The sequence below is a fragment of the Nocardia sp. NPDC055002 genome (genome assembly GCF_053608825.1).
This window is the reverse complement of the sequence record NZ_JBSGWE010000002.1, coordinates 759,706-778,323: the sequence shown is the minus strand read 5'-3', so window position 1 is coordinate 778,323 and position 18,618 is coordinate 759,706. Positions and strand designations below refer to the sequence as shown.

Here is an 18,618-nt window from a genome sequence, read left to right as displayed (position 1 = left end):
GCCACCCGCGGTGATCCGCGGGCGGCGGCTTCGTGGCCGACCTGTCTAGGGCGCCTGGTCCGCCAGCACCGCACCGGCTTCGGCCGAGACCTCACGCAAAGGCGTGAAATCGCGGGCGGCGATGTGTTGCGGGCGGCGCTGGGGAGCCGCGAAAGGCTCCACCAGGGCGTTTTCCACGCTGTTGAACACCAGGAAGATGTTCGAGCGCGGGAACGGGGTGATGTTGTTCGACGAACCGTGCATCATGTTGGAGTCGAACAACAGCGCCGAACCGGCCCGCCCGGTGAACTGGGTGATGCCGTAGCGGGCGGCCAGGAACGTGACGTCGTCCGTCGTCGGGACCCCGATTCGCTGCTCGCGCAACGACTCCCGATAGTGACCGCTCGGCGTTTCGCCCAGGCACGGCACGAAGGTGCGGTGTGAACCGGGCATCAGCATCAGGCTGCCGTTGAACGGGTAGTTGTCGGTCAACGCGATCGACAGACTCACCGCACGAGGGGTGGGCATGCCGTCCTCGGCGTGCCAGGTCTCGAAATCGGAATGCCAGCCGAAACCGCTACCACCGAAACCGGGCATGTAGTTCACCCGGGTCTGATGCAGGTACACCGGCGAACCGAGGATCTGCTCGGCGAGCCCGGCGATCCGCGACTCGGCGACCAGCTCCGCGATCGGTTTGCTGAGCTGATGCACCTGGAACACCGAACGGACTTGCCCCGCAACGGGTTCCACGATCACCCGTTCGTCGCCGTAGAGCACGGGGTCGGCCGCGAGGTGGCCGACCTCGGCGCCGAAGGCGGCCACCTCGTCGGGGGTGAGCAGGTCGGGGATCGTCGCGAAACCGTTCGCGTCGAACCCGATCAGCTCCGGCGAGGTGACCTGGCCCCACACCGTGGGATCGGTGCGTTCGATATGCGGGGCCGGCTCGGACAACCGGGTCGGGTAGCGGTCGAGCTGATCAGACACTGGCGCCATCCTCCTCGATAATCAGCGGATACACCCCGTTCTCATCGTGTACCTCGCGGCCGGTGACCGGCGGATTGAAAACACACAACATGCGCAGCTGGGTGCGGGCGGTGACCTGGTGACGTTCGTGGCCGTCGAGCAGGTACATCGAGCCCGGGCCCAGCTCGTACGTTGTCTGGTTGTCGAGATCGAGCAGGCTGCCCTCGCCCTCGACCAGCCACACCGCTTCGACGTGATTCTGGTAGTGGAACCGGTGGACGGTGCCTGCCTCGATTGTAGTCTCGTGGAAGGAGAAACCGACCTTGTCGCCGCCGAGCACGATGCGCTTGCTGCGCCAGCCCGGCCCTGCCACATCGCGTTCGGTGCCGGTGATCTCTTCGGTGGTGCGCACGATCATGCGGCACCGCCACAAACGGTGTCGATCGAGGAGACCAGCACCGACAGGCCCTGATCGAGTTCGTCGCTGCCCAGCGTCAACGGCGGCAGCAGTTTCACGACCTCGTCCATCGACCCCGAGGTCTCCACCAGCAGACCCTGTTCGAACGCGGTGCGGCACACCTTGCCCGCCTGCGACGGGTCGTCGAAGACGATGCCGTGCACCATGCCGCGTCCACGAGTGGACACTCCGGCATGCCGCTGCGCGACCGCGTCGAGCGTGCGGCCCACGTAGGCGCCGTTCTCGGCGGTGCGCTGGGCGAGTTTGTCATCGGACCAGTACTCGCGCAGAGCGGCGGTCGCGGTGACGAAGGCGGGGTTGTTGCCACGGAAGGTGCCGTTGTGCTCACCGGGCGCCCACTGGTCGTGCTCGGGCTTGAGCAGCACCAGCGCCATCGGCAGACCGTAGCCGCCGATCGACTTGGACAGCGTCACGATGTCGGGGGTGATGCCGGCGATCTCGAAGGAGAAGAACGGCCCGGTGCGCCCGCAGCCCATCTGCACGTCGTCGACGATGAGCAGGATGTCGCGCGCGGCGCACAGTCCGGCCAGGTGACGCAGCCATTCGGCGCGGGCCAGGTTGACGCCGCCCTCACCCTGCACGGTCTCCACGATCACCGCGGCGGGGCGATCGAAGCCCGAGGAGCTGTCGTCGAGGACGCGCTGCATCCAGCCGAAGTCCTCGATGGTGTTGTCGAAGTAGCCGTCGTAGGGCATCGGGGTGGAGTGCTCGAGCGGCACCCCGGCACCGGCCCGCTTGGCGGCGTTGCCGGTCACCGACAGCGCACCGAGGGTCATGCCGTGGAAGGCGTTGGTGAAGCTCAGGATGGTCTTGCGGCCGGTGACCTTGCGGGCCAGCTTGAGCGCGGCTTCGACGGCGTTCGCGCCGGTCGGGCCAGGGAACTGGACCTTGTAGTCGAGGCCACGCGGCGAGAGCAGATTGTCGCGGATGGTCTCGAGCAGTTCACGCTTGGCCACGGTCGACATGTCCAGGCCGTGGGTGATGCCGTTGCTGCCGATGTATTCCAGCAGCGCCTTTTTCAGAATCGGGTTGTTGTGTCCGTAGTTCAACGCGCCGGCGCCTGCGAAGAAGTCGAGGTATTCGCGGCCCTGCTCGTCGCGCAACCAGGCGCCTTCGGCGGTGCTGAAGATGGCCGGCCAGTCACGGCAGTATCCGCGCACGTTCGATTCCATGGCCTCGAAAATGCTGGTGTCGGTGGTCGTGATCATCGTCGTTCCTCCTGGCGCTGAGCCGGTGAAATCACATACAGCAGCTCTGCCTCGTGTGAATCGGGGAAATCGTTTTCTTCGAACAGGTCCTCGGTGCGCAAATCGGCACCGCGTTCCCGGGCCACCGCGGAGAACAGCGCATGCGAGGCGGTGTTTCCGGGTGAGATCGTGGTTTCCAAGGTGGTGATGCCCGCGCCGGCAACCGAATCGAGCAGCGCGTGCAGCATGGCGGCGGCCAGGCCACGGCCACGAGCTTGCGCGTCGACGGCGATCTGCCAGACGAACAGCGTGTCCGGAGCTTCCGGACGCACATATCCGATGACGAATCCGACGGGCTGACCGTCACTTTCGGCAACCAGCGAGGTTGCGGCGAAATCGCGACACCACAGCAGGTACGCGTAGCTGGAATTGACGTCGAGTACCTGCGAATCGCGGGCGATTCGCCACAGCTGGGCACCGTCGCCCAGCCGTGGATGACGCAATCTCGGTTCCGAACCAGGGGCCGCCGCGCTGGCGGCCGGCTCGATGGACATGGTGGACGTTGTCATATATCTAACGTGCCCAGCCGACTTTGCGGTCTTTGTGTCGAGCTCTTTGCGGTTGTATGACGAATCGTTTACTACGACTGCACGTCGAGGCGATACCCGAGACCGCGCACGGTAACCACGATGCGCGGGTCGGACGGGTCGCGTTCGATCTTGGTACGCAGGCGCCGCACGTGGACGTCGACGATGCGCTCGTCACCGAAAAAGCCCTGATCCCACACTCTTTCGAGCAGTACGGATCGACTCAGCACGCGACCGGGGGTCTCCGCCAGTTCACACAGCAACCGGAATTCGGTGACCGTGAGGTGGATCTCCTCGGCGCCGCGGCGCACCGCGCCCGCGTCGGCCGCCAGCACCAGTGGCGCGTGCGGATCGGCGTCGAGCACGGCCTCGGGGGTCGTGTCGCGATCGGCGGTGATGCGGGCGCGGCGGCGGAGCGCGCGCATCCTGGCGGTGATCTCCTTGATTTCGAACGGCTTGCTCACGAAGTCGTCGGCCCCCGCCTCCAGGGCCGCGACCACGTCGTGGGTGTCGTACCGGGTGCTGATCACGATGATCGGCACGTCGTGGTCACGACGGATCTCCCGGATGCAGTCGAAGCCGTCGGCTTCGCCGCGCATCAGATCGACGATCATCAGATCGGGTGGCCCGTCGTTCCGCAGCCGATCGAGGGCGTCGGAAGGGACGCCTGCCTCGGCTACGGCATACCCTTCGTCTTCCATCGCGCGACGCAGGTCGCCGCGCATCTGGACATCGTCGTCCACGATCATCAGGTTCGCGCTCATGTGTGTGCACATCCTTTGCTGACACGCCGGGCGTGCGCCGGTGCACTGGGGGGTTTCGCGTCCCCAGACCGACACGACTACCCGCCTTCGAGCTTGTTACCGATCTGTTATGTACCCAGACTCGCCCCGGCGTAAACCCGTCGTAACAATTCGCCCGGTCAATCGGCGGTTCAGCGGTGCCGATCCGATGGCATAGTCGTGGGCGTGACCCCGACTTTTGCTGACATCGAAGCCGCCGCGGCGCGGATCGACGGGCTGGTTCGCCCACTCACCGTCGCACCTGCCGGACCAGGGCCCGACCCGCTGTGGTTCGCGCTGGAGTTCTTGCAGTTCACCGGCACTTTCAAGGCGCGTGGGGCGCAGAACTTCGTCCGTGCGCATGCCGCCGCGGGAACGTTGCCGGACGCGGGTGTGACGATCGCCTCAGGTGGCAATGCCGGGCTGGCGTGTGCGTGGGCGGCGCGCGAGGCAGGGGTGCCCGCGACGGTGTTTCTGCCCGAGACCGCTCCCCCGGTCAAAATTGGTCGACTTCGTGACTACGGCGCCGAGGTTCGACTGATCGGTCCGGAGTACAAGCAGGCGCTGGCTGCGTGCCGGGAGTTCGCCGAGACCAGCGGCGCGCTGGCCGCCCACGCCTACGACCATCCGCTCGTCGCGGCGGGTGCGGGCACGCTGATGCGCGAGATCCACGCGCGAATCCCTGACCTGGATACGGTGCTCGTCGCTGTCGGTGGTGGCGGGTTGTTCACCGGAACAGCGGTCGCCGCACAGCATTTCGGGATTCGCACGGTGGCCGTCGAACCACAGGGCTGTCGATCGCTGAATGCCGCGCTCGAAGCCGGTCACCCGGTGGATGTCACCGTCGACTCGATCGCCGCGGATTCCCTCGGCGCCCCGAATGTGTCGGCGATGGCCCTGGCCGCCGCCCAGCATCCGAGTGTGCGGTCGGTGTTGGTGGCCGACGAGGCGATCCGCGCGGCCAGGCAGCAGCTGTGGGATTCCCATCGCATCGTCGTGGAGAACGGCGCGGCCACCGCGATGGCGGCGCTGCTCGACACCGGTTCGGGCCCTGCCTATCGGCCCGAACCCGGCGAACGGGTGTGCGTGATCCTGTGTGGGGCCAATACCGACCCCAGCGACCTCGTCTAGCGGACCAGGGCGTTCTTGTCGACGTAGTTGGTCATCGCGGAGTTCAGGCCGCGCATGGCCAAGGTGTAGCCGTAAGGGAAGTACCGCTGACCCCAGTGGGCCAACTGGATGTCGCGGGAGGTGTAGACCCAGTAGCGGTTGCGCTCGACACCCTTGATCACCGACGAGGCCGCCTGCTCCGGGGTGACGGCGTGGCGCATGAACAGCCTGATCGCCTTGTTCAGCGCCGCGTTGTCGCGGTCGACGCCCGCGATGTCGACGCTGTCGACCATCGGGGTGGCCATCGCGCCGGGGCAGACCAGGCTGACGCCGATCTTGTGGCGGCGCAGGTCGAACCGCAGCACCTCCGAGACACCGCGCAGGCCGAACTTGGTGGCGCTGTAGGGCGCGTGCCACGGTAGACCGAAGATGCCCGCCGCCGAGGACACGTTCACCAGGTGACCGCCGCGACCGGCGGTGATCATCGGGCGCACGAACTCCTCGATGATGTGAATGGGGCCCATCAGGTTGATGTCGACGGTGCGGCGCCACTGCTGGGGCGTGAGCTTGTCGACGGTGCCCCAGGTGGCGATGCCCGCGACGTTCATGACGATGTCGACATGGCTCACGGCCTCGAAGGTATGGGCGGCGAGACCGACGACCGCGGAATGGTCGCTGACGTCGGCCGCGTGCGCGAGATGCACCGTCGCCCCGGCCGCGCGCAGTTCCTCGGCGGTGGTGGTGAGCGCGTCGGCCGTGATGTCGGTGAGGACGAGCGAGGCCCCCTTCGCGGCGGCCGCGAACGCCGTGGCGCGGCCGAGGCCGCTGGCGGCACCGGTGATCAGGCAGGTCTTCCCGTCGAACTTCGTCATGGTCCCGACCCTACGTTTGGTGAACAGATGCGTCTACGGTTCCGCGGTGATCGCGATGGTGGTCCAGCCGCCGACATGGATCCGGCTGCCTTCGCGCAGTGCGACCGCCTGCTGCGGTGTGATCGGTGATTCGGCGCCGTCCAAGCTGGTTCCGTTGGTGGAACCGAGGTCGGTGATGGTGAGCGCGCCGCTCTGATCGACCTGGATCATCGCATGGGCGCGGGAGACGCCGATATCCGCCGGGGCGATGCCGAGGTCGATCTCGGGCACGATCCCTTGCGAGGCCGATCGTTTTCCGATCAGGAACTGGCTGCCACGCAAGATGATTCGACGTTCGGGGTAGAAATCCGGGAATTCGACACGTTCGGCATCGGGTCCGTTGCGGGCTTGGACGCGCGTGTAGAACTCGCGGTCGGCGAAGATCCGCGCGACCCACACCCTGGATCGGCCGGACTCGGGCGGCGCGCCGGTAGCGATCATGGTGGGGTCGAACCCGCTCCGATGATCGGAATGCGCACCCGCACGTGACGATTCGAGCCGCCCCCCGGCCGAGGGATCGCCGAAGTCGGCCCGGGAGCGGTCGGCCGAGTCCGGCAGGTCACCGGGACGCGGCGACCTCACGGCCGGCGGCGGCAGGGCGCTGTCGTGGCCGCATCCTTCACAGAAGCGTCCGCTGGTCGGCGCGTGGCAGTTCGGGCACAGGCGCAGAGCCGCCGGGTCGGGCGCGGGCGCCGCGCCCAGAGCCGATCCGCACACATCGCAGTAGTCCGTCGACCGCGACTGGTGTCCGTCCGCGCACATCGGCATGTCAGCCGCCCTCCGGCCGCACCCGGGCGGTCTTGGTGGAGCGGATGTCGAGGGCGAGTTCGTCGGCCGCGGCGACCTGGCCGCGCAGCTTCACGGTGCCGTCGTGCTCGACCTCGACGACACCGCGCAGCAGTTTGGCGGTGGACTCGTGGCCGGAGGCGGCGGCCAGTTCCACCGCGCGCCGCAGCTTCGCGGTCGCGGTGGTGACATCGCCGTTGCGGCGCGCCGCCAGACCTTCCTGAACGGCCTGGGCCAGTTCGACCTGGCCGGTGTAGTGGGCCACGCGGGTACTGATGCGGGTCGACAGGGTCGAATCGGTGGTCCAGACCGCGCGCACCAGGCCCTGGCCCAGAACCTCGTCACCGGCCAGCACACTCAGCCGCGCGGCCAGCTTCTCCCGGCCCGGCGCGGCCGGTTCCAGTTCGATCTGCACGTGATATTCGCGTTCCTCGGCGGCCCACGACGACAGTGGGTAGTCCCCCACCTGCGCGCCCACGTCGGTCCGGCGCCCGGTCAGATCCTCGAGCACCGGCGAGACCTGTTTGACCATCCGCACCCGCGCACCAGCCGGAGTCCACACCTTCAGCGTCAGTTCCGGGATCACGCGCGCGGCCGAGGATCGCATCATCGCGGCGAAATCACGGGCCAGATCCTTCGGATCGGCGACGATGTTCGCGTCACCGGACAGTTTCGAGGCGATCTTGCGCAGCTCCTCGGCGACCCAGTCGTCGCCGACACCACGGCAGTCGCAGACGAAAAGCCCTTCGGCACGGTCGAGTTCGGTCGCGAGCTCCTGCGGAGTCTCGTGTTCGTTCTTGCCGTCGGTGAGCAGAATCGCGTGCGCCTGCGCGCCGGGGTGCGCGGCGGCGACCTCGCGGGCCAGCGCCAGCCACGAACCCATCGCGGTGCCGCCGTCGGGCCGCAACCGATCCAGGGCCCGCCGGGCCGAGGCGCGGTGTGCGCGGTCGGCGGGGGCGGACAGGGTGTTGTCGCTCGGGTAGATCATCCGCGCCGACTCGGTGCCCTCGATGATGGCGAACGCGGTGCCGTCGGGGATCTCGTCGAGCGCGGTGCGGGTGGCGTTGCGCGCGTTCTCGAATTTGCGCTTGTTGCCCATCGACCCGGAGCAGTCGATGATCAGGATCTCGAGCCGCGGCGGCGGTGTCGCGACGGCGGCGAGTTCGGGGCCGGTGGTCACCGTCAGCACCGCGTCCACCACGCTCGCGCCTTCGGCGAGGAATTCGTTCTGGTCGACGGCGATCGAGATACCGGCTGTCTCAGGGGAACTCATGACACTCCTGGTTCGGGCGATACGGCAACGGGCACCGGAGCCAGGGCGACCGTGATGTTGTCACTGCCCCCGCTGTTGAGGGCGAAGTCGGCGAGCGCGCGAGCGGCGGCCTGCGGCGAGGTCTCGACGGTGAAGCCGGCGAGCGCGACCGCCTCGGGCAGGTAGTTCCACAGGCCGTCGCTGCACAGCAGCAGCGTGCCGGGTTCGGTGGCGAGCATGCGTTGCAGGCAGTTCGCCGACCACGGCGCTTCGCCACCGTCGGCGCCGAGCCAGCGCAGCAGGGTGTGGGCGCGCGGGTCGTTCATCGCCGCGGTCTCGTCGAGGGCGCCCGCGTCGACGAGAGCCTGGGCCCAGGAATCGTCGACGCTGAGCCGGCGCGACGCGGTCGGATCGCCCGCCGCCAGCCAGAATGCCCTGCTGTCACCGACATTGGCGACGGTGATGTCGGTGCCCAGGCTCGTCTCGCGCACGATCGCGGACACGTAGGTGCACGACGGCGCGTACTCGGGGGTGCGTGACATGCCGCGCACCGCGGCGGTCGCCGCCGCCAGGCCCGCCATCGCGGCATCGGAGTCGGCCCTGCCCTCGGCCAGGGCGGCCAGAGCGGCATCGACACCGGTGCGGGCGGCATTGCCGGAGGCCGCTTGCGGATCCTGGGAAGTGGAGACGCCGTCGCTGACCACGATCACCCGGATGCCGTCGCCCTCGCGTACCGCGGCCGCGACCGCGTCTTCGTTGCGGGAGTGGCTGATTCCGCGGTCGGTGAGGACATACACCGCGCCGAGGTCTTCCTCGAAACGGTCGGGGACCGGCTTGGGGCTGCCGCACTTGACGCAGTAGCCGCCCTCGTAGCGGCGTTCACCGCAAGTCGAGCACTGCGGCACCGCGACCGGATCATGCACGGGCAGTGCGACTTTGCGCACGCCGAGTTCGCGACCGCAGCCTTCGCAGAAGCGGTATCCCGCCCGCGCCGAGCCCGCGCAGTCGGCACAGCCCGGCGCCGTCACAGGGTGGTCCTGGGGCGCACCGAGTTCGCCTGGTCCACCAGGACGAATCGGGTCCACATGTCGTCGGCCTCGCGCGCCAGTGTCCGCAAGCATCGTTCCAATCCCGTCCGCACGCCCTGCTCGGTGAATTCCACGTCCAACAGCTTGCCTGGTGTACTCGGCAGCTGTCCCGACCGGATCCAGTTCAGTGCCGCCTCGAGGACGAACATCCGCACCTGTGCGGTGCGTTTGCGCGAGTCGAGGCGCAAGTGGTCGACCCGCTCGCCGGTCCGGCGGAGCAGATCTTCGTCGAGGTCGGCCGGATCCCGGTGCGTCAGCAGCGTTTCGACGGCGGAGACCCGAGCCTCGGTGAACATCGAGGAGGTGCGGTCGACCTGATCGAGGACCGCCACCGCGCCCGTGCGGTCACCGCCGGCGCGGCGCAGTCGCGCGGCGCCGAAGGCGGCGGACAGGTAGGTGTGGTCGGTGCGCCAGACCATTTCGTAGAGCGCCAGCGCGCGGCCGAGCTCGAAGGTTGCGGTGTCGGGCTGCTCGCCGCGGGCGGCGGCACCGAGCTCCAGTGCGGCCGCCAGCGCGAGTTTGGGAGCGGGTTCACCGGGCAGTGCCGCGTAGACCGACTCGAAATCCGCGGCCGCATCGGCATAGTCGCCGGTGAGCAGGGCGGCCTGGGCTCGATACCAGACGGGCCGCCAGTCGAATTCGAGCTCGGCGTCCAAGGCGGCCAGGCGGGTCAGCGCCGCAGCCGCGTCACCCGCTTCGAGCTCGGCGCGCACCAGTCGCAGCGGGATCTCGACCGACTCGCCCGATCCGGTCACCACCGCGCGCAATCCGGCGGTGAGTGCCCGCTCGAGTTCGGCCGGGGTCGCGGCATCGGTGGTCGCCAGCAGGGCGGCACCACTGTCGCCGGGGTCGACCAGCGGGGCGGGCAGGCCGGCGATGAGGGCGCCCGGTTCGGGTGTGACGCTGTCGATGCCGAAGACGGCACGGGCGGGACCGAACTGGCTCGACATGCCGGGACGTGGAATGCCGTCGCCGGTCGCCAGCACCTCCCGCAGCACACCGGTGAGCTGGTCGGCCATTTCGCTCGTCGAAGCGAAACGCGCCAGTGGGTCGGGGTCGGTGGACCGCCGCAGGAATCGGTACAGCGAATCGTGCTCGGCCAGTAGCGGTTCGCTCTCGGGACCGGGGATCGGGCCGAGCTTGCCGTCGACGGAGGGCACTCGCATCATCAGCACAGCCAGTGTGCGGCCCGCGGTGTAGATCTCGGTGGCCACGGTCGGCCCGGTTTCGGCGATCTCGGGCGCCTGGTAGCCGAGGGTGCCGTAGATGGGGCTGGTGCGGTCGTCCATCGCGATGACCGCACCGAGGTCGATCAGTTCGAGGCGTTCCTCGGTCTGCATCACGTTGTCGGGTTTGAAATCGCAGTAGGCCCAGCCGCGAGCGTGCAGATAACCGAGCGCGGGCAGCATTTCCAGCACGTAGGCGATCGCCTGCGCGGGCGGCAGGTAGCGCTGGGTTTCGGCGCGGTGGGCGCGCAAAATCTGCTTGAGCGAGGTACCGCCGACATAGGCCATGACGATGTAGCCGACGGGTTCGCCGTCGGCGTCGGCGTGTTCGGTGAAGTTGTGGATCTTGACGATGTTGGGGTGGTCGACCTCGGCGAGGAAACGCCGTTCGGCCAGGGCGGCGGCCAGGGCGTCGGCGTCGCCGGTGTCGATGAGGCCTTTGAGGACCACCCAGCGTTTGTTGACGGCGCGGTCGGTGGCCAGATAGATCCAGCCGAGACCACCGTGGGCCAGCGCCCCCGCCACTTCGTACTGGCCGCCGACGAGATCGCCTGCCCGCAGCCGGGGCACGAACGAGTAGCGGGTGCCACAGTGCGGGCAGAACCCGGAGGTACGGCCGGGAACACCGGCCTGGCCGCGACCGACAGGCTTGTCACACTTGCCGCAGAAGCGGTCGGATTCGGGCACCTGGGGGTCGGTGAGCACTGCCGTGGCCGGGTCCACGCGGGGGACCGGCGGCACTTCGACGAGCCCGGCGCCGAGCCTGCCGCGCGCGGCCGAACGCGCCGAGCCCGACCGGGTTCGGACCGAGCGACTCGAGGTGCGCCCGCTCGCGCTGACCGTCGACGCGGACGGGCTGTGCATCGGCCCCGTCACCGTGGCCGGCGCGGTACCGCAGGTGTCGCAGTAGCCGTCGGCGATCGTGCCGTCGCACTCGGGTTCGCCACAGGCGCCGGGAACCGGCACGGCTATCGGTGGCGGCTGCGGTTTCGCACTGCGCGGCTGCGCTGTCGTGCGTCCCGATCGGCCGTTGCCCGCGTGGCCTGCCTGCGGTACCGGTGGCGCGCTCGCGACGGGCGCGGTACCGCACAGTGCGCAGTAGCCGTCCTCGATCGTGCCGTCGCACCCCGGTTCACTACACCTCATGCTGTCCGCCCCGCTTTCTCCCCGATGATCGAACGATAGTCCGCGACGGCCCGGGTGACCGCGGCCAGATCGCACGGTGTGCGGGTGAGCAGACCGGCCGCGATCCGGTCGGCGGCGAGCACATCCCGGTCCTCGCTCACCCCGAGCCGCGAGGCCTTGGCGCGGTAAGCGGTGAGTCTGCCGCGCAGTTCGGCGCGCCGATCGAGCAGACCACGCGCCAATTCCTCACGCCGTGTGGCCTTTTCGGCAGCGTCGCCTGCCCGCACGCGCAGCGCGAGCAGATGTTCCACTGTCGGCCGATCGGGTGTACCGCCGAGAGTGTCGAGTTCGGTGCGCAGTCTCGTGGCCGGTTCGCCGCCGTCGGGTAGCTCGCCGGTCGCGACCTTGTGCTGAGCCTGGGCGACAGTGTCGTCGGCGCGATCTTGCCGTTCGCCGAGATCGGCCAGCTGTGCGCGCAGGGCGGCGACAGCGCCGGGCAGATCGGCGGCAGCGGCGAGATAGCCGCTGTGGCGGGCGGATTCGGTGTCGATCAGCGCCGTGAGCGACGCGAGGGCGGTGTCGATCTCGCCCGGCCCGAAACCGAGCGGATCGGTGCCCGCGCGACGCAAGAGCGTCGACAGTGGTTCGGTGGCCGCGTCCAGCGCGCCACGAGCTTGCTCGACGCGCTGTTGCAGCGGGGCGAGTGCACCGAGCACCTGTTCATCGACGGCCGCGACCTCGTCGGCGAACGGGGCGACGAAGGCGAACGCGGCGCGCATCCGGTCCAGGCAATCGGCGATGCCGACTGTCACGACGGTCTCACTGGGACCGGTCAGACCGCGCTGCGCCAAGGGGATCGGGATCCTCGCCACCTCGTGCGGGCGACCGCGCAGCAGTTCGGTGAGCCGCCCCCGCGACCGGTCGTCGACCCTGCCGCGACCGGCACGCACCGTCTGCGCCTCGCCGAGGATGGCGCGCACCCGCCCCAGGTCCTCCCAGAGTTCGCCCAATGCCTTCTCCACCGGCGCCCACCGACGCGCGGTCTCCCCTGTCGGCGGATAGCGGCGGACCAGGGCCAGGCCGGGGTGGCGGTCCAGTTCCAGCAGGGTCGTGGTCACCGTCGCCAATTCCGCTGTGCGCCCCGCCAGTTCACGATCGATCTCGAGCACGCCGAGCATCGGCCAGCTCATCCGACGTACCGGGGCACCGGCGGGCCTTGCGAGGGGCCCAGAGTCGACAGGTGCTGGGCGTAGATCCGCTGCCAGGTGCCGTCGGTACGGGCGCGGTCGAGCACGCCGTTGACGAATCGCACCAGCTCGTCGCTGCCGCGCGGCACCCCCACCGCGTAGGCGCCCGCGCCGATCGGGTCGCCGACGACCTCGAGGTTGTGGTCCTGGGCGACCAGCCCCGCCAGGATCGGCTCGTCCCCGCTGATCGCGTCGACGGTGCCCTGCTGCAGCGCCACCAGGCAGTCGGTCCAATTGGTCACGCCGAGCACGGTGGGTGGGGTCGGCAGTGTGAACAACGGCGCGGCGGCGGTGGTGCCCTTCGCGACGCAGACCCGCTTGCCCGCGAGCCCGGCGCCGTTGATGATGCCCGCGCCGTGCGGGGCCGCGATGCGCTGCGCCGCACGGTAGTACACGCTCGAGAAGTCGACCTCACGGCGGCGTTCGCAGGTCGCCGAGAAGGTGCGCACGATCATGTCGACCTTCTTCTCCTGCAACAGCGGGATCCGGTCGGCCGCGGTGACCGAGCGCAGTTCGATCTTGTCCGGGTCACCGAACAGATCGCGCGCGATCTCCCTGGCCAGGTCGATGTCGAAACCCTCGAGCTTGCCGGTCGACGGGTTGCGGAACCCGAACATGTAGGTGTTCTGATCGACGCCGACCCGCAGCCTGCCGTTGGCGATGATGGCGGCCATCGCCGACCCCGCGGGCATCGCACCCGGTCGCGGCTGGGTGGTCGGTGCCAATGTCGCTTCGGTATCGCAGGTTCCGGTGCCCTCGGCCGTCGGTGCCGAGGTGATCGCTTCGGCGCCGGGCAACGGCGGGGCGACGGCGGTGGCGGCGATGGTCGACGGTTCGGGGGCGCCGGCACAGCCCGCGACCAGCGTGACGGCCGCGGCGAGCACGACCAGCAGTGGACGCCTCACAAGAACTCCTTGAGTCGTGGCCAGAGTCCGGAGATCACCGCGCCGGCCGCGGCCAGCAGCAGGAGCAGGGTGCCGAAGGGGCTGAGGGTCAACGATGTTCCGGCGGCGGCGACACCGTCGCGCAGGTCGTCGCGGGCCTGGGCGAGGTCGTCGCGCAGTTCCTGGTCGAGGCGGGCGAAGCTGGTGGCCGAGCTGTCGGGGCCGGTGCCGATCGCCTGGGTCACCGCGCCGGGATAGTCGGCCTTCTCGTAGGCGGTGCGCTGGGCATTGTGCCCCGCGTTCCAATTCGTCAGCGCGCGTTCGGCATCGGAGTCGCCGCCACCGGCCGCGGTGAGACGCCCACGCAGGTCGCCGCTGTGGGTTTGGAAGGCCTTCTCCGTGGCGGTGATGTCGCCACGGGTGATCAGGGCCAGGGTTTCGTCGGTGCGAGCCTGCTGGGCCAGGATGCGGGCCCCTGCCAGGTTCTCCACGCGCGCTCCGGCGCCGGAACTGCCGTCCTCGAGCAATTGCGCGGCGGTCAGGGTGGCGCCCGCGGTCCACAGCAGCGCCACCAGGGCGGCCAGCGCCGCCATCGCCATGCCGGTATTGACCAGGCGGTTCGTCCGGCGCAGCAACACGATCGACCCGGCCAGGCACACCACGAGGACCAGCAACAGGAGCACGATGCTCGTCCACGGCAACGCGCCGATGCGCTGCTGATCCTCGCGCACCGCGGCGAAGCGTGCCTTGCTGAGTTGTTCGGCATTGGGCAGAAGTGATGTCTGCATCAGGTCCGAGGCCTGACGCAGGTATGCCGACCCCACCGGGAAGCCCTGACGGTTGTTGGCGCGCGCGGTCTCCACCAAGCCCGTGTAAGTCGGCAGGTCGGCGGCGATGCGGGCGACGATCGCCCTGGTCTGCGCGTCGGTGGCGCCGGCGGTCGCCTCAGCCAGCGCGGCGGCGGCCTCGGCGAGCGCCTGCTCGTAGGTGTCTCGTACCTGCGGTGATTCGATGCCGCCGGACAGGAACGCCGTCGCGGCGCCCGCGTCGGCGGCCGAGAGCGACACATACAGACTCTGCGCGGCGAAGGCCAGCGGCTCGGTCCGCTCCAGCACCTGTTCGGTGCGCACGATCTTGGCATCGAGCTGTCGGCCCGCCGTCGATCCGGCAACCAGACAGGCCACCGTGGTCACGACGAGGACCACCCCGATCGCACCTGGTGTCGTCGCGGCGAATCGCCGCAGCCACGTCCCCGCGTCACGGATGGTCGCCGGTAGGCGAGATCCCACACCGTCCTCCTTCATCTCCCCGGGCGGTGTCTTCGACCGCGATAGTACGGGAGCCGCTGAAAGTTCGCCCGGGTGAAGGAAATCGGCCGAAACGAGACAGCGAGAAGGGCCACCTCGCGACCCAACGGCCACGGTGTGGACACGCAAGAATCCGATGCGGCCGATTCCTGACCGCGACATCCCCCGAATTCGTTGCAAAAAATCGTCGACAGTGACCGCTAACGGGTAGGACTAGACTCTTTTCCTACGGTGACCCTCGGGTAGATCGGAGTTGACATGTCGAAATTGCTGAACTCCTTGTCCGAAGACGAGTACGTCCTGATTCGCGGCACAAAGAAAGCGCAGATGGCCGACCTCGACGAAGAGGCGCTGATCCGGCTGCACACCCGTGTGCGGCGGGCACGCAACAAATTCGTCAAGTTGTATCGCCGCGCCGGCGCGGCCAAGGTGGAAGCCAAAGGCGCGCGCGGCGCCGGAAAGTCGGCGAACACCCACAACGCGGGCAAAGCGGAAGTCTTCGAAAGTGCGCTCAGCAGGGTGAGCCGCCAGTTGGCCACGGCCTCGAAGCGCAATGCCCGCAAGTTGAAAGCCGAGAGGCTAGCCCGCGCCCGCAAGGACGCGCCATCGTTCAGCGAGATCGGCACCGGTGACGGCAAGGTGCGCTCCGCGGGGAAAGCGCGCACCGATGCCACCCGCGAGTCCTCCGGTCGAAAGAAGTTCGAGGCCTCCAGTATCGCCGCGGGGGCACGGCGCCAAGCCGAGAAGGACGAGCGCCATCGTCAGTAGCGCACCTAGGCGCCGATGCGCTCCTCGCCCGGCTGCACGGTGGTGCCGGTCTTGCTGAACCGCAGCACACCGTCCTCGATCGGGGCCTTGTGCATCAGGGTGCGGTCCCGGTAGTAGTTGTTGACCAGTTTCCAGGCACCGCGCGCGCCCTGGCGGGGCATGGCGTCGTTGCCGCGCTGGATGTAGCCCGAGGTGAGAGCGCCACCCATGAGCGACTCGTCGGCGATGTCGTCGGGGTTGGCGTGCACCTCGAAGGTGGTGTAGCCGCGGTCGCGCATGATGTTGAGCACGCGGCACAGGTACGCGGCGGCGAGGTCGGCCTTCAGGGTCCAGGAGGCGTTGGTGTAGCCGATGATCATCAGGAAGTTCGGGATGTCGGAGTACAGGACGCTCTTGTAGGCGACCGTCTCGTTGAACTTCACCGGGGCGCCGTCGATGGTGAGCGTGATGCCGCCGAGCATCTGCACGTTCAGGCCGGTGGCGGTGACGATGATGTCGGCCTCGAGCTCCTGGCCCGACTCGGTCAGGATGCCCTTCTCGGTGAACTTCGCGATGCGGTCGGTGACGATGTCGGCCTTGCCGCTCTTGAGCACCTTGAACAGGTCGCCGTTGGGCACCACGCACAGGCGCTGATCCCACGGGTTGTAGCTGGGGGTGAAGTGGCGCAGGTCCACCTTCTTGCCGAGCTGCAGGCGCACCTGAGCCAGCATCAGCTTCTTGGCCAGCTCGGGGTTGGTGCGCGAGAGCTGGAAGCTGGCGCGCTGCAGAGCGATGTTGCGGGCGCGACCGATCTTGTAAGCGATGGCGTCGGGCACGCGCGACTTCTTGAATCCGATCGCGACCGGGTCGTCCGAGGGCAGTGCCTGGATCCAGGTGGGCGAACGCTGCAGCATGGTGACGTGCGCGGCGGTGTCGGCCATCGACGGGATCAGCGTGATCGCGGTGGCACCGGAACCGATGACGACGACCTTCTTACCCGCGTAATCCAGATCCTCGGGCCAGTGCTGGGGATGCACGATCTGACCCTTGAAGTCGTCCTGACCGGGGAACTCGGGCTGGTAGCCCTTGTCGTAGTCGTAGTAGCCGCTCGCGCCGACGACGAAGTTCGCGGTCCAGGTCTCGGTCTCGCCGGTCGCCTCGATCACGGCCTGCACGGTCCACAGCGCAGTGCCACGATCGAAATCGGCGGTGACGACCTTGCGGCCGAAACTGATGTGGTCGGTGACGCCGTATTCCTTGGCGGTGTCCTCGACGTACTGCCGGATGCTGGCGCCGTCGGCGAGCACCTTGGTGCCGATCCAGGGCCGGAAACCGAAGCCGAAGGTGAGCATGTCCGAATCCGAGCGGATGCCGGGGTACTTGAACAGGTCCCAGGTACCACCGATGTTCTCGCGGCGCTCGAGGATCGCGTAGCTGCGTCCGGTCTGCTCGCGAGTCAGGTGACAGGCCGTACCGATTCCGGAGAGGCCAGCGCCGATGATCAGTACGTCGACATGCCGCGTCATTGAGGAAACTCGTTTCGTAGGGTCGCCGGCCCGAGCACCGTCGCCCGAGCTTTCCAAGAGGTTACGTGTTTCGCATAGTTACGTCTAGTTCGGTGTGGCTGCGCCGCGGCGTGTCGGGGGTTGCGCGCACGGTGATCGGAATCCGTGACGAGGGCGGGCGCACCGGTCAGCATCGAGGGATGACCGATCACCGACTGTCGTTTCACTGGTTCCTGCCCACCTACGGCGACTCACGCGGCCTGATGGCGGGCGGACACGGCAGCTTCATGTCCGGTGATCGCCCCGCGACGCTGCGCTATCTCAACCAGCTCACCGCCGCGGCCGAGGACAACGGCTTCGAAGGTGTACTGACCCCGACCGGCGCCTGGTGCGAGGACGCGTGGCTGACCACCGCCATGCTCGTGCAGACCAGCGAGACGCTGAAGTTCCTGGTCGCGCTGCGTCCCGGCCTGACCAGCCCCACCCTGGCCGCCCAGATGGCGGCGACGTTCCAGCGGCATTCCGCCGGGCGTCTGCTGCTCAATGTCGTCACCGGTGGCGAGCAGCGCGAGCAGGAGGCCTACGGCGACTTCCTGGACAAGACCGAGCGCTACGCGCGCACCGGCGAGTTCTTGCACATCGTGCGCGAGCTGTGGTCGTCGACCGAGCCGTTCAGCTTCACCGGCGAACATCTGCGGGTCAAGGACGCGATCCTCAGCGCCCGCCCCGATCCGATTCCGCCGGTGTTCTTCGGCGGTTCGTCAGGGCCTGCCGGGCCGATCGCCGCCCGCTACGCCGACACCTACCTCACCTGGGGCGAACCGGTGGACGCGGTCGCGAAGAAGCTGGACTGGATTCGCGGGCTGGCCGCGATCGAGGGCCGCAGCGTCGACTTCGGCCTGCGCATCCACGTGATCAGCCGCGATACCGCCGCCGAGGCGTGGACCGAGGCCGACCGGCTCCTCGACGGCATCTCCCCCGGTGAGATCGAACGGGTGCAGGCGAACCTGGCCAAGAGCGACTCCGAGGGGCAGCGCCGGATGGCGCGTCTGCACAACGGGCGCACCGACGGGCTCGAGATCGCCCCGAATCTGTGGGCGGGCGTCGGCCTGGTGCGCGGGGGCGCGGGCACGGCGCTGGTCGGGTCGCACGCCGAGGTGGCCGATCGACTGCTCGAGTACGCCGCCATCGGGATCGACCACTTCATCCTGTCCGGGTATCCGCATCTGGAGGAGGCGTACTGGTTCGGCGAGGGCGTGCTGCCGATCCTGGAGCGCAAGGGTGTGTGGACTCATCCCTCGCGGCCGGTGTCGGTGCCCACCGTCGCGCCGTTCACCGCGGCCGCCAGTAGCTGACGCCCCGGGGCGCACCCCGGTTCAGGGTCGCGCCCCGAGGTTCGAGCCCTTGGAATGGCAGTCTCTGCACCCTTGCCCTTGCTGCCGTTCACCGGGTGG

At 68.7% G+C, this 18,618-nt stretch carries 17 protein-coding genes; 3 read left to right on the top strand and 14 right to left on the bottom strand.

The window, feature by feature from the left end; translation table 11 throughout:
• Positions 1–45 precede the first annotated feature (45 nt).
• From thpD to ACWF99_RS10800, 5 genes are all read right to left on the bottom strand, one after another.
• Entirely contained in the window at positions 46–972 is a 927-nt protein-coding gene (gene thpD / locus ACWF99_RS10820; RefSeq protein WP_378627678.1) for an ectoine hydroxylase, read from the bottom strand.
• On the bottom strand, positions 956–1,360 hold the full coding sequence (locus tag ACWF99_RS10815; protein WP_378627675.1) for an ectoine synthase: 405 nt from the start codon (positions 1,358–1,360) through the stop codon (positions 956–958). Before ACWF99_RS10815 ends, thpD begins: the two co-directional genes overlap by 17 nt.
• Positions 1,357–2,625, bottom strand: a complete 1,269-nt coding sequence (gene ectB / locus ACWF99_RS10810) for a diaminobutyrate--2-oxoglutarate transaminase (protein WP_449966211.1) — start codon at positions 2,623–2,625, stop codon at positions 1,357–1,359. The genes ACWF99_RS10815 and ectB overlap by 4 nt, the downstream gene beginning before the upstream one ends.
• Positions 2,625–3,176: a diaminobutyrate acetyltransferase gene (gene ectA, locus ACWF99_RS10805; protein WP_378627670.1), complete on the bottom strand. Its 552-nt coding sequence runs from the start codon at positions 3,174–3,176 to the stop codon at positions 2,625–2,627. Before ectA ends, ectB begins: the two co-directional genes overlap by 1 nt.
• 71 nt (positions 3,177–3,247) lie before the next feature.
• The gene (locus ACWF99_RS10800; RefSeq protein WP_357369059.1) at positions 3,248–3,958 is read right to left on the bottom strand and encodes a response regulator transcription factor; all 711 of its coding nucleotides are present in this window, start codon (positions 3,956–3,958) and stop codon (positions 3,248–3,250) included.
• Between the two features lie 204 nt (positions 3,959–4,162).
• On the opposite strand from ACWF99_RS10800, the gene ACWF99_RS10795 reads away from it, so the two are divergent.
• Positions 4,163–5,107 carry a threonine/serine dehydratase gene (locus tag ACWF99_RS10795; protein ID WP_452535698.1) on the top strand — a complete coding sequence of 315 codons (945 nt, stop codon included), beginning with the start codon at positions 4,163–4,165 and terminating at the stop codon, positions 5,105–5,107.
• Here the strand turns inward: ACWF99_RS10795 and ACWF99_RS10790 are convergent.
• From ACWF99_RS10790 to ACWF99_RS10755, 8 genes are read right to left on the bottom strand one after another with little or no spacing between them, the layout of a single operon-like run.
• Complete coding sequence (locus ACWF99_RS10790; RefSeq protein ID WP_452535697.1) at positions 5,104–5,958, bottom strand: SDR family oxidoreductase; 855 nt, start codon at positions 5,956–5,958, stop codon at positions 5,104–5,106. The genes ACWF99_RS10795 and ACWF99_RS10790 overlap by 4 nt on opposite strands.
• A gap of 33 nt (positions 5,959–5,991) precedes the next feature.
• Complete coding sequence (locus ACWF99_RS10785) at positions 5,992–6,765, bottom strand: FHA domain-containing protein (protein ID WP_452535696.1); 774 nt, start codon at positions 6,763–6,765, stop codon at positions 5,992–5,994.
• A 1-nt stretch (position 6,766) separates the two neighbouring features.
• On the bottom strand, positions 6,767–8,056 hold the full coding sequence (locus ACWF99_RS10780; RefSeq protein WP_378627661.1) for a VWA domain-containing protein: 1,290 nt from the start codon (positions 8,054–8,056) through the stop codon (positions 6,767–6,769).
• A complete protein-coding gene (locus ACWF99_RS10775; protein ID WP_452535695.1) occupies positions 8,053–9,063 on the bottom strand; it encodes a PP2C family protein-serine/threonine phosphatase in 1,011 nt (336 codons plus the stop codon). The genes ACWF99_RS10780 and ACWF99_RS10775 overlap by 4 nt, the downstream gene beginning before the upstream one ends.
• Positions 9,060–11,495, bottom strand: a complete 2,436-nt coding sequence (locus tag ACWF99_RS10770) for a tetratricopeptide repeat protein (protein ID WP_452535694.1) — start codon at positions 11,493–11,495, stop codon at positions 9,060–9,062. Before ACWF99_RS10770 ends, ACWF99_RS10775 begins: the two co-directional genes overlap by 4 nt.
• Positions 11,492–12,664, bottom strand: coding sequence for a hypothetical protein (locus ACWF99_RS10765; RefSeq protein WP_452535693.1), 1,173 nt, complete (start codon positions 12,662–12,664; stop codon positions 11,492–11,494). Before ACWF99_RS10765 ends, ACWF99_RS10770 begins: the two co-directional genes overlap by 4 nt.
• Positions 12,661–13,626, bottom strand: a complete 966-nt coding sequence (locus tag ACWF99_RS10760) for a glutamate ABC transporter substrate-binding protein (protein ID WP_452535692.1) — start codon at positions 13,624–13,626, stop codon at positions 12,661–12,663. Before ACWF99_RS10760 ends, ACWF99_RS10765 begins: the two co-directional genes overlap by 4 nt.
• Positions 13,623–14,894: a hypothetical protein gene (locus ACWF99_RS10755; protein ID WP_378627647.1), complete on the bottom strand. Its 1,272-nt coding sequence runs from the start codon at positions 14,892–14,894 to the stop codon at positions 13,623–13,625. The genes ACWF99_RS10760 and ACWF99_RS10755 overlap by 4 nt, the downstream gene beginning before the upstream one ends.
• Before the next feature lie 276 nt (positions 14,895–15,170).
• On the opposite strand from ACWF99_RS10755, the gene ACWF99_RS10750 reads away from it, so the two are divergent.
• Positions 15,171–15,680, top strand: a complete 510-nt coding sequence (locus ACWF99_RS10750) for a hypothetical protein (protein WP_452535691.1) — start codon at positions 15,171–15,173, stop codon at positions 15,678–15,680.
• A gap of 5 nt (positions 15,681–15,685) precedes the next feature.
• Here the strand turns inward: ACWF99_RS10750 and ACWF99_RS10745 are convergent, their stop codons facing one another.
• Positions 15,686–17,185 carry a flavin-containing monooxygenase gene (locus ACWF99_RS10745; RefSeq protein WP_452535690.1) on the bottom strand — a complete coding sequence of 500 codons (1,500 nt, stop codon included), beginning with the start codon at positions 17,183–17,185 and terminating at the stop codon, positions 15,686–15,688.
• Positions 17,186–17,364: 179 nt separating this feature from the next.
• Between ACWF99_RS10745 and ACWF99_RS10740 the strand changes: the two genes are divergently transcribed.
• Positions 17,365–18,519, top strand: coding sequence for an LLM class flavin-dependent oxidoreductase (locus tag ACWF99_RS10740; protein ID WP_452535689.1), 1,155 nt, complete (start codon positions 17,365–17,367; stop codon positions 18,517–18,519).
• The last annotated feature ends 99 nt before the right edge of the window (positions 18,520–18,618 follow it).

Coding starts and splice junctions, on each gene's coding strand:
- thpD (WP_378627678.1), bottom strand. CDS start 972: ATGGCGCCAGTGTCTGATCAGCTCGACCGCTACCCGACCCGGTTGTCC.
- ACWF99_RS10815 (WP_378627675.1), bottom strand. CDS start 1,360: ATGATCGTGCGCACCACCGAAGAGATCACCGGCACCGAACGCGATGTG.
- ectA (WP_378627670.1), bottom strand. CDS start 3,176: ATGACAACGTCCACCATGTCCATCGAGCCGGCCGCCAGCGCGGCGGCC.
- ACWF99_RS10800 (WP_357369059.1), bottom strand. CDS start 3,958: ATGAGCGCGAACCTGATGATCGTGGACGACGATGTCCAGATGCGCGGC.
- ACWF99_RS10790 (WP_452535697.1), bottom strand. CDS start 5,958: ATGACGAAGTTCGACGGGAAGACCTGCCTGATCACCGGTGCCGCCAGC.
- ACWF99_RS10785 (WP_452535696.1), bottom strand. CDS start 6,765: ATGCCGATGTGCGCGGACGGACACCAGTCGCGGTCGACGGACTACTGC.
- ACWF99_RS10780 (WP_378627661.1), bottom strand. CDS start 8,056: ATGAGTTCCCCTGAGACAGCCGGTATCTCGATCGCCGTCGACCAGAAC.
- ACWF99_RS10770 (WP_452535694.1), bottom strand. CDS start 11,495: ATGAGGTGTAGTGAACCGGGGTGCGACGGCACGATCGAGGACGGCTAC.
- ACWF99_RS10765 (WP_452535693.1), bottom strand. CDS start 12,664: ATGAGCTGGCCGATGCTCGGCGTGCTCGAGATCGATCGTGAACTGGCG.
- ACWF99_RS10750 (WP_452535691.1), top strand. CDS start 15,171: ATGTCGAAATTGCTGAACTCCTTGTCCGAAGACGAGTACGTCCTGATT.
- ACWF99_RS10745 (WP_452535690.1), bottom strand. CDS start 17,185: ATGACGCGGCATGTCGACGTACTGATCATCGGCGCTGGCCTCTCCGGA.
- ACWF99_RS10740 (WP_452535689.1), top strand. CDS start 17,365: ATGACCGATCACCGACTGTCGTTTCACTGGTTCCTGCCCACCTACGGC.